Annotated in this window: 12 protein-coding genes; 7 read left to right on the forward strand and 5 right to left on the reverse strand. The window is 71.9% G+C overall.

All coding sequences use genetic code 11. The annotated features are described in order from the left end of the window. Positions 1-124: 124 nt before the first annotated feature. Both CW359_RS31065 and CW359_RS31070 read right to left on the reverse strand, forming a co-directional pair. Positions 125-1300, reverse strand: a complete 1176-nt coding sequence (locus CW359_RS31065; protein WP_105973520.1) for a GGDEF domain-containing protein — start codon at positions 1298-1300, stop codon at positions 125-127. A 100-nt stretch (positions 1301-1400) separates the two neighbouring features. Beyond that, complete coding sequence (locus CW359_RS31070) at positions 1401-2237, reverse strand: enoyl-CoA hydratase/isomerase family protein (protein WP_105973521.1); 837 nt, start codon at positions 2235-2237, stop codon at positions 1401-1403. Between the two features lie 197 nt (positions 2238-2434). Here CW359_RS31070 and CW359_RS31075 point away from each other — a divergent pair, with 197 nt between their 5' ends. Next, positions 2435-3100 (forward strand): hypothetical protein, encoded by a 666-nt coding sequence (locus tag CW359_RS31075; RefSeq protein ID WP_198655455.1) that lies wholly within the window; start codon positions 2435-2437, stop codon positions 3098-3100. A gap of 10 nt (positions 3101-3110) precedes the next feature. Here CW359_RS31075 and CW359_RS31080 read toward each other — a convergent pair whose 3' ends face one another. Together CW359_RS31080 and CW359_RS31085 are read right to left on the reverse strand one after the other, a co-directional pair. Continuing rightward, positions 3111-4232 carry an adenylate/guanylate cyclase domain-containing protein gene (locus CW359_RS31080; RefSeq protein WP_105973522.1) on the reverse strand — a complete coding sequence of 374 codons (1122 nt, stop codon included), beginning with the start codon at positions 4230-4232 and terminating at the stop codon, positions 3111-3113. A 224-nt stretch (positions 4233-4456) separates the two neighbouring features. Further along, complete coding sequence (locus CW359_RS31085) at positions 4457-5323, reverse strand: biotin--[acetyl-CoA-carboxylase] ligase (RefSeq protein WP_105973523.1); 867 nt, start codon at positions 5321-5323, stop codon at positions 4457-4459. A gap of 120 nt (positions 5324-5443) precedes the next feature. Here CW359_RS31085 and CW359_RS31090 point away from each other — a divergent pair, with 120 nt between their 5' ends. The 4 genes from CW359_RS31090 to CW359_RS31100 all read left to right on the forward strand — a co-directional run bounded on the left by CW359_RS31090 (position 5444) and on the right by CW359_RS31100 (position 8215). After that, positions 5444-7048 carry an acyl-CoA carboxylase subunit beta gene (locus CW359_RS31090; protein ID WP_105973524.1) on the forward strand — a complete coding sequence of 535 codons (1605 nt, stop codon included), beginning with the start codon at positions 5444-5446 and terminating at the stop codon, positions 7046-7048. A 46-nt stretch (positions 7049-7094) separates the two neighbouring features. Next, positions 7095-7304 carry an acyl-CoA carboxylase epsilon subunit gene (locus tag CW359_RS31095; RefSeq protein WP_105973525.1) on the forward strand — a complete coding sequence of 70 codons (210 nt, stop codon included), beginning with the start codon at positions 7095-7097 and terminating at the stop codon, positions 7302-7304. A gap of 109 nt (positions 7305-7413) precedes the next feature. Next, complete coding sequence (mmpB, locus tag CW359_RS47175; protein ID WP_268828153.1) at positions 7414-7542, forward strand: morphogenic membrane protein MmpB; 129 nt, start codon at positions 7414-7416, stop codon at positions 7540-7542. 49 nt (positions 7543-7591) lie between these two features. Next, positions 7592-8215: a Maf family protein gene (locus CW359_RS31100; RefSeq protein ID WP_105973526.1), complete on the forward strand. Its 624-nt coding sequence runs from the start codon at positions 7592-7594 to the stop codon at positions 8213-8215. Between the two features lie 10 nt (positions 8216-8225). Here CW359_RS31100 and CW359_RS31105 read toward each other — a convergent pair whose 3' ends face one another. Further along, positions 8226-8753 (reverse strand): hypothetical protein, encoded by a 528-nt coding sequence (locus CW359_RS31105; RefSeq protein WP_105973527.1) that lies wholly within the window; start codon positions 8751-8753, stop codon positions 8226-8228. Positions 8754-9154: 401 nt separating this feature from the next. Here CW359_RS31105 and CW359_RS31110 point away from each other — a divergent pair, with 401 nt between their 5' ends. Both CW359_RS31110 and CW359_RS31115 read left to right on the forward strand, forming a co-directional pair. After that, positions 9155-10927: an acetyl/propionyl/methylcrotonyl-CoA carboxylase subunit alpha gene (locus CW359_RS31110; protein ID WP_105973528.1), complete on the forward strand. Its 1773-nt coding sequence runs from the start codon at positions 9155-9157 to the stop codon at positions 10925-10927. A gap of 199 nt (positions 10928-11126) precedes the next feature. Continuing rightward, complete coding sequence (locus CW359_RS31115; protein ID WP_105973529.1) at positions 11127-11702, forward strand: TetR/AcrR family transcriptional regulator; 576 nt, start codon at positions 11127-11129, stop codon at positions 11700-11702. The last annotated feature ends 3 nt before the right edge of the window (positions 11703-11705 follow it).

Here is an 11705-nt window from a genome sequence, read left to right on the forward strand (position 1 = left end):
CCCACCCCAGGCCCGCGCATTTCAGCCCGTCCGGCGCTTGAGGACAAAGCGGGGGGTCCGGGGGCGGCAGCCCCCGGGGATGGGACGGGTAGGGGCGGCGGGGGCAAGGAAAAAAGGCCCCGCCTCACGGCCTCCGGCCACGGAAGCGGCGGCGTTCCACCGCCCCCTCCCCCGGCATCCCCTCCCCCGCCGGCCCCGCATCCGCAAGGCGGATCACCGGGTCGTCGGGGCCCTCCCGGCCCGCCACCACCGGCCGCTCCGCGCGGAGCGCCTTCGCCCGGTACTGCGCCGCGTCCGCCAGCCGGAACAACCGCCGAGCCGTCCGAACCGACCCGATCGGATCCGCCGTAGAAGCGACCCCGCACGCCACCCCCTCCCCCAACTCCAACTCCCCCGCCCGACGGCACAGTTCACCCGCCGCCCGGACCACCTCGTCCGCGGACGGCCCCACCACCAGCAGACAGAACTCGTCACCGCCCAGCCGCCCCGCAAGCGCCCCCGGCAACATCGCCCCGCACAACGACAGCACCGACCCGAACCGTTCGAGGAACCGGTCACCGACCGCGTGCCCGAGGGTGTCGTTGACCCGCTTCAGCCCGTTCAGGTCGCACACGACCAGGCTCACCACCGCCCCGTCCCGCCGATGCCGCTCGATCGCCTCGTCGAGATGCGCGTCCACGGCCCGCCGGTTCGCCAGCCCCGTCAGCGCATCGGTGAACGCCAGCCGCCGCGCCTCCTCCAGCCGCTCGGTCTGGGCGATCCCAGCGGCGACGACAGCCGCCAGGACGGTCGCGAAGTCGGCGTCGGCGCGGTCGAAGACGGGTGCGCCGGCGGGCCGGGCGACGTACAGCTCGCCCCAGGCCCGGCCGTGCAGCACGACGGGCGCGACGACACAGCAGCCCCGCCCCCGGCGCCGCAGGGCCGCGACCCGCTGGTGGCAGTAGCCCGCGCGCCCCGCCGACAGCCCGCCCGCGGGCCCCTCCGCCGTCTCGACCCACGCGTTGGGCTCCCCACCCCCCGCCCACCGCTCATGCAGAAACTCGGTGATCTCCGGAAACTGGTGCACGGGGTACGCCTCCCCCTCCGGAAACTCCTCCTCGTCGGCGGCCCGCTCGCCCACGTTCACCAGCACCCGCAGCCGCCCCAGCTCCCGCTCCCAGACGGAAAGCGCGGCGAAGTTCCCGGCCAGCGCGTGACAGGCACCGGACGCGGCGGCACGCCAGGAGTCGCGGGGGCTGTGCGCGGCGGCCATGCCCTGCGCGAGCGTCACGACGGCGCGGAGCCGACTTTCCTCACCCATTTATCCAGGTTAGGAAGTTTTATCCATATTTGAGACATCGAGAGGGCGAACAGGGGGCGGAGGAGCCGAGCCGAGTCGCTCCCCACCATTCCGCACCCCCTCACTCCCCAGGCCAGACAGGCGCCCTCTTCTCCGCGAACGCCGCCACCCCCTCCGCCCGGTCCCCCGAGAAGGCGACGGAACGCCACGCCGCGTCCTCCACCTCGAGCCCGGCCCGCAGATCCAGCCCGAACCCCACCCGCAGGGCCCGCTTGGCCGCCCGCAGCCCCACGGGCGAGTTCGCCGCGATCCGGGAGGCGAGCGCCAGCGCCTCCTCCCGGGCCCGCCCGTCCTCCACCAGCACGTCCACCAGCCCCAGCTCCCGCGCCTCCCCCGCCGCCACCCGCCGCGCGGTGAAGACCAGCTCGGCGGCCCGGGCGGCGCCCACCCGCCGGGGCAGCAGCTGCGTACCGCCGCCCCCGGGAATCACCCCGACGGACACCTCGGGCAGCCCCACCACCGCCGTACCGTCCGCCACGATCAGATCGCAGGACAGCGCCAGCTCGAACCCGCCCCCCAGCGCGAACCCGTGCACGGCGGCGACCGTCGGCATCGGCAGCTCCAGCACACCGGTGTACGCGCCCCGGGCCACCGGCCGCTGCCGGACCAGCTCGGCGTCGGTCATCGAGTTCCGCTCCTTGAGGTCGGCCCCGACGCAGAACGCCCGCTCATGGGTGGAGGTCAGCACCACCGCGCGTACGTCACGGTCGGCGGCCAGCGCGGCACACGCGCCGCCGATGGAGCGGGCCATGGCGGAGGAGACCGCGTTCATGGCCTTCGGCCGGTCGAGGACGAGTTCGGCGACGTACCCGTGCCGCCGCACGACGACGAACTCCCCGAACCGCTCCTCGGACCGCTCCCCGGACCGCTCCCCGGACCGTTCCTCTCCCGATCCCATGGCATCCTCCTGGTTAACGCGGGTTAACTACGGCCGTCCCCGATCATCGCAGCCCAGCCCCACCCGAGGGAAGGTCGGCCCCTTCACCTCGTTCGGGTGACATGGCGCCGATCTCCCGAAATCCCGCTCCCGGCAGCGCATAGCGTGCGCTCCGCGACGGCTCACCGGGGGCGCCGGCGCAACGGGGAGGGATCACCATGACGGACACGACGACCAGGCCGACCAGGCCGACCGAGCCCGCGACCCCGCCCGTCCCCCCGACCGGCCGTCCCCGAGGCAGACACCGCAAGCCGCGCCCCCGCAAGGTCCTCCTCGCGGCGGGCGGCTTCGCGCTGGCCGCCGGGGTCCTGAGCCTCGTACGCCTGACACCGGACGGCGGAGCGACCGGCGCGCAGGCGAGAACCGACCTGGAATCGGCCCTGAACGACGACACCGCTGCCGAACGCACGGATCGCACCGATCGCACCGACAACACGGCGGCCACGACCGAGGCGACCCCTACGACGAACACCGCCATGGGCGGCGCGACCCCCACCCCGACCGGCCCCACCCCGACAGGCCCCTCGGCGACTTCCCCGACGGCGCTCCCGGGCGCGGCAGGCAGGCTGCAGCCCGTACAGCTGGGCCCGTACCCCACGACGTCCCGAGCCCCGGCGCCCGACGCCACGACGATCCCGCAGCACCCCAGTTCACCGACACCGGCCCCACCCACGCCCCCGCAGGAACCACCGGCGGCGGCAGCACCGACCGCGCCCTCACCTCAGCCGCCGCAGCAGGCGGCCTCGGAGGTCACACCGACGCCCGACGGAGTGTGCGTACCGCTGATCGGCCTGTGCGTGGACCCGCTGGACCACCGCCGCTGAGCGGCAGCCGCTACGCGGGACCGGACCGCCGGGTCAGCAGCCAGGGCTCGACCACGCCAAGACCGCGCACCGGCCGCTGCCACATCGGCTGGAGCGCGAAGCGGTACACCGGCGGCTCCTCGCCCTCCTTCTCGGCGGCTGCGGCGGCCTCGGCGGCCTCCGCCTCGGAGGCGGGCGCGTCCCCGGTACGGATCAGCTCCTCCGCGAACGCCGCGTCGACGAGCACCGCGTCCCGTGGAGCTATCGACGTCAGCCGGGAGGCCAGGTTCACCGTCGACCCGAACACATCACCCATACGGGTGGTCACCGTGCCGAAGGCCATGCCGACGCGCAGCTCGGGCATCGTCTCGTCGTGCGCCATCGTCTCGATGAGTCGCAGCGCGATCTCGGCGGCGACTCCGGCGTCGTCCGCCGCGTACAGCACCTCGTCGCCGAGCGTCTTGACGAGCCGCCCGCCGTTCGCGGCGACCAGGTCGGCGGCGGTGGTCTCGAAGGCCTCGACGAGTTCGCCGAGTTCCTCCTCCTCCATGCGCCGGGTCAGCCGCGTGAACCCGACCAGGTCGGCGAAGCAGACGGCCAGCCGCCGGTCGACCATCTCCTCGTCGTCGGCGGCCTGCACGACCCGCCCGGTCGCGGCGGCGAGCTGGCGCCGCCAGACGTAGACGATGAACTCCTCCAGCTCGGGCAGGAGCAGTTCGATCAGCGGATACGTGACTTCGGTGCGGGTCATGCCGGGCTCGGGGGGTTCGGTGAGCCCCTCCAGGAAGGAGTCGATCTGCCATTCGGCCAACCGGGCGGTGGTCTGCCCCGTGGAACGCGCCACCTGCACGGCCATCGCCTCGCTGAGCAGCCCCGCCTCGACGAGACCGGCGAGGCGCCGCAGGGCGAGTACGTCCGCTTCCGTCAGCGCCTTGGCCTGCCCGATGTCGGCGAAGCCCATCGCCCGCCAGAAACGCGAGGCCAGCTCCATGGAGACACCGGCGCTGCGGGCGGCCTGGAAGGGGGTGTAGCGCCGCTCGGCCCCGAGGATGAGCTGTTCGAGGCGGAGGGCGAGCGGGTCCTCACCGGGGTCGGCGTCCTGCCCACCCACCCGGCTGCCCGCCGCGTCGGAGCCCGTGTCGTCGACGGTCACGCCTGCTGCCCTTCCGATCTGTCACGGTCAGATATCGACCGCCCTCAACGATACGGCCTCGCTCCGCTGGGTTCAGCAGGGACGACGCACCCGGTATTGGTGTGACCGCCCTGGGGGCTGCCGCCCCCAGACCCCCGCTTCGGCCTGAACGGCCTCGTCCTCGAACTCCCCCAGAGGGGGGACCCCCAGACGGGCTGATGGTGCCGACCGGGGCGAGAAAACCGTCACGCCGGCCGCAGGTGCACGACATCCCCCGCCCCCACCGGCTCCTGCACCCCCTCCCCCGTGGCCAGCACCAACCGCCCGTCCCCGTCCACGGCGACCGCCTCCCCCACCACGGACCTCTCCCCCGGCAACTCCGCCCGCACAGTCCGCCCGAGCGTCGCGCACCCCGCCGCGTACGTCTCCTGCAGCCCCGACAGCACCGGATCCCCCTCCGCCGCCCGCCACCGCACGTACCACTGCTCCAGCGACCGCAGCACGGCCCGCAGCAGCGGATCCCGGTCCGTCCCCACCGCCCCGGCCAGCGCCAGCGACCCCGCCGTCGGCACCGGCAGTTCGTCCTCGCGCAGGGTGACGTTGACGCCGATGCCGATCACCACCGCCCCCTCGCCCGCCCGCTCCGCGAGGATCCCGCCCGCCTTGCGCTCCGCGCCCCCGACGCTCACCAGCAGGTCGTTGGGCCACTTGAGGGACGTATCGACACCCGCCGCACGCGACAGCCCCGTCGCCACCGCGACCCCGGTCAGCAGGGGCAGCCAGCCCCAGCGGGCCACCGGGACCTCCGTCGGCTTCAGCAGCACGGAGAAGAACAGCCCGGAGCGGGCCGGAGCCGTCCACTGCCGGTCCAGCCGCCCCCGCCCGGCGGTCTGCTCCTCGGCGACCAGGACCAGCCCCTCCTCCGCCTTGCCCGCACCCGCGAGGGCGACGAGATCGGCGTTGGTGGACCCCGTACTGCGCACGACCTCCACCCCGGACCAGAGCCCGCCCTCCCGGACGAGCGCCCGGCGCAGCGCACCTGCGTTGAGGGGCGGCCGGTCGAGGTCGGACCACCGGCCGTCGCTGTCTGCTGAGTCATCTCGCGGCGTCATGCAAGCCACCCTAGATGTGGTAAACGCCGCACTGCCGATGGGTAGGCACCCCACTACGCTACGGATGAGTAGCCAATCCCCCTTCTGAGCACGTCACTCTTTGCAGGGAGCCGCATCCCGATGGCCGAGCCGGTACAGCCGCAGCAGACCGACATCCACACCACCGCTGGCAAGCTCGCGGACCTGCAGCGCCGCGTCGACGCGGCGACGCACGCCGGATCGGCACGCGCCGTCGAGAAGCAGCACGCGAAGGGCAAGCTGACGGCCCGTGAGCGGATCGAACTCCTCCTCGACGACGACTCGTTCGTCGAGCTGGACGAGTTCGCCACGCACCGCTCGACCAACTTCGGCCTGGAGAACAACCGCCCCTACGGCGACGGCGTCGTCACCGGGTACGGCACCGTCGACGGGCGTCCGATCGCCGTGTTCTCCCAGGACTTCACCGTGTTCGGCGGCGCGCTGGGCGAGGTGTACGGCCAGAAGATCGTCAAGGTCATGGACTTCGCGCTGAAGACCGGCTGTCCGGTCATCGGCATCAACGACTCGGGCGGGGCGCGCATCCAGGAAGGCGTCGCCTCCCTCGGCGCGTACGGCGAGATCTTCCGCCGCAACACCCATGCCTCGGGGGTCATCCCGCAGATCTCGCTCGTCGTCGGCCCGTGCGCCGGCGGCGCCGTCTACTCCCCGGCCATCACCGACTTCACGGTCATGGTCGACCAGACCTCGCACATGTTCATCACCGGCCCGGACGTCATCAAGACCGTCACCGGCGAGGACGTCGGCATGGAGGAGCTGGGCGGGGCCAGGACCCACAACTCCGCCTCGGGCGTGGCCCATCACATGGCCGGCGACGAGAAGGACGCCATCGAGTACGTCAAGCAGCTGCTGTCGTACCTGCCGTCCAACAACCTCAGCGAGCCCCCGCTGTTCCCCGAGGAGGCGGACCTCACCGTCACGGACGAGGACCGCGAGCTGGACGTCCTGATCCCGGACAGCGCGAACCAGCCGTACGACATGCACACGGTGATCGAACACGTCCTGGACGACGCCGAGTTCTTCGAGACGCAGTCCCTGTTCGCGCCCAACATCCTCACCGGTTTCGGCCGGGTGGAGGGCCGTCCGGTCGGCGTCGTCGCCAACCAGCCGATGCAGTTCGCCGGTTGCCTCGACATCAACGCGAGCGAGAAGGCCGCCCGCTTCGTGCGCACGTGCGACGCCTTCAACGTCCCGGTGATCACCTTCGTGGACGTCCCCGGCTTCCTCCCCGGCGTCGACCAGGAGCACGACGGCATCATCCGCCGCGGCGCCAAGCTCATCTACGCCTACGCGGAGGCGACGGTCCCCCTCATCACGGTCATCACCCGCAAGGCCTTCGGCGGCGCCTACGACGTCATGGGCTCCAAGCACCTGGGCGCCGACCTCAACCTCGCCTGGCCGACCGCCCAGATCGCCGTCATGGGCGCCCAGGGCGCGGTCAACATCCTGCACCGCCGCACGATCGCCGAGGCGGAGGCCAACGGGGAGGACCTGGAGGTGGTCCGCGCCCGCCTGATCCAGGAGTACGAGGACACCCTCCTCAACCCCTACATCGCGGCCGAACGCGGCTACGTCGACGCGGTGATCCTCCCGTCCGACACCCGCCGCCACGTCGTACGGGGCCTGCGCCAGCTCCGCACCAAGCGCGAGTCCCTGCCCCCGAAGAAGCACGGCAACATCCCTCTCTAGACCCTTCCAGACCGTTCTAGACCGTCCAGCCTGTTCAGGAGCCGTTGTGAACATCAAGGTCGTACGGGGCAACCCGACCCCCGAGGAACTGGCCGCCGCCCTGGCGGTGGTCCGCGCCCGCGCCGTGGCCGCGTCCTCCACGGCACCGGGCGGCCCGGGCACGAGGGACGCGTGGGCGGACCCGGCGAGGATCGCCGCCCAGCACCTGCCCCAGCCAAGCCCGACCTCATGGACCCGCACATATTGGCCCGGGTGACCGGACCCACTCAGGGGCGCGAGGAACCGCGCACAGAAGTACGGAAAAGGGTGCCAATTTAAGTACCCCTACTCAGGCGCCCCGCCCCGCCAAGCCCCACGCTAGTGGCATGTTGTGGTCCGACCCCGAGAACGAGCCGCCGAAGGAACTGCGCGAAGCGCAGCAGATGCTTCGGCGGCTCGGGTTTCTCATGGCGCTGGCCATGCTGCTCGCGATGATCGTGCTGGGCGTGCTGTAGGCCCCCCGGCACGCACGAGCCCTCCGTACCCCGCCGATACGCTGACCGTATGACCGATCAGCAGCCACGCCGCCGTCTCGTACTCGCCTCCCAGTCACCCGCCCGGCTCAACCTGCTCAGGCAGGCCGGACTCGACCCCGAGGTGATCGTCAGCGGGTTCGACGAGGACGCCGTGACCGCGCCCACCCCGGCCGAACTGGCCCTCGCGCTCGCCGAGGCCAAGGCCGCCGTGGTGGCCGCGCGCCCCGAGGTGAAGGGCGCGCTGGTGATCGGCTGCGACTCGGTCCTCGACCTGGACGGCCAGGCGTACGGCAAGCCCGCCGACGCCGAGGAGGCCACCGCCCGCTGGAAGGCGATGCGCGGCCGGGCGGGCACGCTGGAGACCGGGCACTGCGTCTACGACACGGCCGCCGACCGCTTCGTCTCGGCGACCGCGTCCACCGTGGTCCGCTTCGGCGAGCCGACGGACGACGAGATCGCCGCGTACGTCGCCTCGGGCGAGCCCCTCCATGTCGCGGGCGCGTTCACGCTCGACGGCCGCTCGGCACCGTTCATCGACGGCATCGACGGCGGACATGGCAACGTCATCGGGATCAGCCTGCCCCTCGTACGCAAGCTGCTCGCCGAACTGGGCGTCAGCATCACGGAGTTGTGGACGCCCGGGGAGCGTTAGAGACCGACCGTCACGGGGTGCTGGGGGTCGGCGGGGGTGTGAGCGGCGAGCCGCCGTTCCCCTTCGCCGGGGCGTCGTCCCCGTTCGTGTCACCCGCGTCGCCCGCGTCACCCGTGCCGTCCTGCGGGCCCTCGGGGGCGGCGATGTCCCGCTGGTCGTAGGTCATCAGCAGGAGTATCACCAGCGCCAGCACCACGACCATCATCAGGAACGCCGTCCAGCCCACCAGCCCCCAGGCGAACGCCCCCAGCAGCGCGTGCGTGACCGCCACGCTGATCAGCAGGATGCGGCCGAGGCCGGCCGGGGAGCGGTCGCGCAGGGCGACCAGGAGGGCGACCACACCGCAGAGCGCGAAGTAGGCGCCGAAGAGCAGGCCGCCGATCTTCGACGACACGGACATCATGTCCGGGTCGAGCCCCGCGAGGGACATCTGCTGTCGGTCGACGACGATCCCCAGGAACCAGTTCAGTGCGGCGACGCCGAACGCCTCCACGAAGAGGACGATCGCGACGATCCAAGCCACCGGTCTGCGGACCACTGGCCCCCACCCACTTTCGAGTGCCGCACGTGCGGCTAGAACTACGTTGGTCGGCACCGCGTTCGGTACAGCGCGAACGCTACTAACGGGTAAACGCACAGACAAGGGGCGGACACGGGTTCGGCGAAGGTTGCTCGGCGGGCAAAGAATCATTGGGCCGTTCGTAGGGACTCGACAAAGAAACGGAGTGGGCCGCAGCACGCTCTCACAGAGACCTTGACCACATGAGGGGGCTAGGGTTTCTCGAAGGAGTCCTGCGTAAGTAGGTGCGACAAGGGATTTCGCGGGTCGAGCGAGCCTCCTATCACGCTCTGTGTGGGCAAGCTCACCAGTGGGGACGGGTCGATGCGCCGTGTCGGCAGTCCCTAAAATCGGCTTGTTTCAAGGAGGGAGCCTCAATCGTGCGCAAGGTGCTCATCGCCAACCGTGGCGAAATCGCTGTCCGCGTTGCCCGGGCCTGCCGGGATGCCGGGATCGCGAGCGTGGCCGTGTACGCCGACCCGGACCGGGACGCTCTGCATGTCCGCGCCGCGGATGAGGCGTTCGCCCTGGGCGGTGACACCCCGGCGACCAGCTATCTCGACATCGCCAAGGTGCTCCATGCCGCCAAGGACTCCGGGGCGGACGCGATCCATCCCGGATACGGCTTCCTCTCGGAGAACGCCGACTTCGCCCAGGCCGTCCTCGACGCCGGTCTGACCTGGATCGGCCCGCCACCGCAGGCCATCCGCGACCTCGGCGACAAGGTCGCCGCCCGCCACATCGCCCAGCGCGCCGGTGCGCCGCTGGTCGCCGGCACGCCCGACCCGGTCTCCGGATCCGACGAGGTCGTCGCCTTCGCCCAGGAGCACGGCCTGCCGATCGCCATCAAGGCCGCCTTCGGCGGCGGCGGACGCGGCCTCAAGGTCGCCCGGACGCTGGAAGAGGTCCCCGAGCTGTACGACTCCGCCGTCCGCGAGGCGGTCGCGGCGTTCGGGCGCGGGGAGTGCTTCGTCGAGCGCTACCTGGACAAGCCGAGGCACGTGGAGACCCAGTGCCTGGCCGACTCCCACGGCAACGTGGTCGTCGTGTCGACCCGTGACTGCTCCCTCCAGCGCCGCCACCAGAAGCTGGTGGAGGAGGCCCCGGCGCCGTTCCTCTCCGAGGCCCAGGTCGCCGAGCTGTACGCCTCCTCGAAGGCGATCCTGAAGGAGGCCGGCTACGTCGGCGCCGGGACCGTCGAGTTCCTCGTCGGCCAGGACGGCACGATCTCCTTCCTGGAGGTCAACACCCGCCTCCAGGTGGAGCACCCGGTCACCGAGGAGGTCGCCGGCATCGACCTCGTACGCGAGATGTTCCGCATCGCCGACGGCGAGGAACTCGGCTACGGCGACCCGGAGTTGCGCGGCCATTCCTTCGAGTTCCGGATCAACGGCGAGGACCCGGGCCGCGGCTTCCTGCCCGCCCCCGGCACCGTCACCAGCTTCGCCCCGCCCACCGGCCCCGGTGTCCGCCTGGACGCGGGCGTCGAGTCCGGCAGCGTGATCGGCCCGGCGTGGGACTCGCTCCTCGCCAAGCTGATCGTCACCGGCGCCACCCGGCAGCAGGCCCTCCAGCGTGCCGCCCGCGCGCTGGCCGAGTTCCAGGTCGAGGGCATGGCCACCGCCATCCCCTTCCACCGCGCGGTCGTCACCGACCCGGCCTTCGCCCCCGAACTCACCGGCTCCACCGACCCGTTCACGGTCCACACCCGCTGGATCGAGACCGAGTTCGTCAACGAGACCAAGCCCTTCAGCGCCCCCACCGACACCGAGGCGGAGGACGACACCGACCGCGAGACGATCGTCGTCGAGGTCGGCGGCAAGCGCCTGGAGGTCTCCCTCCCGGTCTCCCTGGGCATGTCCCTGGCCCGCACGGGCCTCGCGGCAGGCGCCAAGCCGAAGCGCCGGGCGGCGAAGAAGTCGGGCCCGGTGGCCTCCGGCGACACCCTCGCCTCCCCCATGCAGGGCACCATCGTCAAGGTGGCCGTGGAGGAGGGCCAGGAGGTCAAGGAGGGCGACCTGATCGTCGTCCTGGAGGCCATGAAGATGGAACAGCCCCTCAACGCCCACAAGACCGGCACCATCAAGGGCCTGGCGGCAGAGGTCGGCGCGTCCCTGACCTCGGGCGCCCCCATCTGCGAGATCAAGGACTGACCAGCCGTACGAAGTCCCGAGGCGCCCGGCAGGCTGAGCGATCAGCCACCGGGCGCTTCACTTTATGACGAGGGTGCGAGCAGCTGCTTTCAGGGGCGCGGGGAACTGCGCGACCAGCCCCCACCGGGCCCGCACCCAACCCACAACCTCTGATGGCATGCTGAACCCCCGGAACAAGCGAACGAAGGGCACCTGAACCATGGCCCAGCCGCCGGCAGGCCTCCGCGCGGACGCCCGCCGCAACTACGAACGCCTGCTCACAGAAGCCCGCACCGCTTTCGCGGCACACGGAACCGACACCTCCCTCGAAGAAGTCGCCCGCCGCGCAGGCGTAGGCATCGGCACCCTCTACCGCCACTTCCCCAACCGCCACGCCCTGATGAGCGCGGTCTTCGAGGACGCGGTGAGCGACCTGCTGGCCCGCTCCCGCGAGCTGCTGACCGCCCCGGAGCCGTGCGCCGCGCTGGTCACCTGGCTGCGCGAGATCGTCACGCACGCCGGTGAGTACCGCGGCCTGGCACGGGCGCTCATGTCGGTGTCGTACGACGCCGACTCGGCGCTCGCCAGGTGCAGCAACCCGATGCGGGAGGCGGGCGCGGCCCTGCTCGCCCGCGCCCAGCAGGCAGGCACCCTTCGTACAGACGTCTCCATCGGCGACCTGCTCCAGCTCACCAACGCCATCGCGCTGGCGGCCGAGGAGACCCCGGACGACCCGGGCCTGGCCGACCGCCTCCTGACCCTGACACTGCGGGGCCTGAAGGCCGTACCCAACTGACCA

This window comes from Streptomyces geranii, from assembly GCF_002954775.1.
GTDB classification, from domain to species: Bacteria; Actinomycetota; Actinomycetes; order Streptomycetales; family Streptomycetaceae; genus Streptomyces; species Streptomyces geranii.

Coding starts and splice junctions, on each gene's coding strand:
- CW359_RS31065 (WP_105973520.1), bottom strand. CDS start 1,300: ATGGGTGAGGAAAGTCGGCTCCGCGCCGTCGTGACGCTCGCGCAGGGC.
- CW359_RS31070 (WP_105973521.1), bottom strand. CDS start 2,237: ATGGGATCGGGAGAGGAACGGTCCGGGGAGCGGTCCGGGGAGCGGTCC.
- CW359_RS31075 (WP_198655455.1), top strand. CDS start 2,435: ATGACGGACACGACGACCAGGCCGACCAGGCCGACCGAGCCCGCGACC.
- CW359_RS31085 (WP_105973523.1), bottom strand. CDS start 5,323: ATGACGCCGCGAGATGACTCAGCAGACAGCGACGGCCGGTGGTCCGAC.
- CW359_RS31090 (WP_105973524.1), top strand. CDS start 5,444: ATGGCCGAGCCGGTACAGCCGCAGCAGACCGACATCCACACCACCGCT.
- mmpB (WP_268828153.1), top strand. CDS start 7,414: ATGTTGTGGTCCGACCCCGAGAACGAGCCGCCGAAGGAACTGCGCGAA.
- CW359_RS31100 (WP_105973526.1), top strand. CDS start 7,592: ATGACCGATCAGCAGCCACGCCGCCGTCTCGTACTCGCCTCCCAGTCA.
- CW359_RS31115 (WP_105973529.1), top strand. CDS start 11,127: ATGGCCCAGCCGCCGGCAGGCCTCCGCGCGGACGCCCGCCGCAACTAC.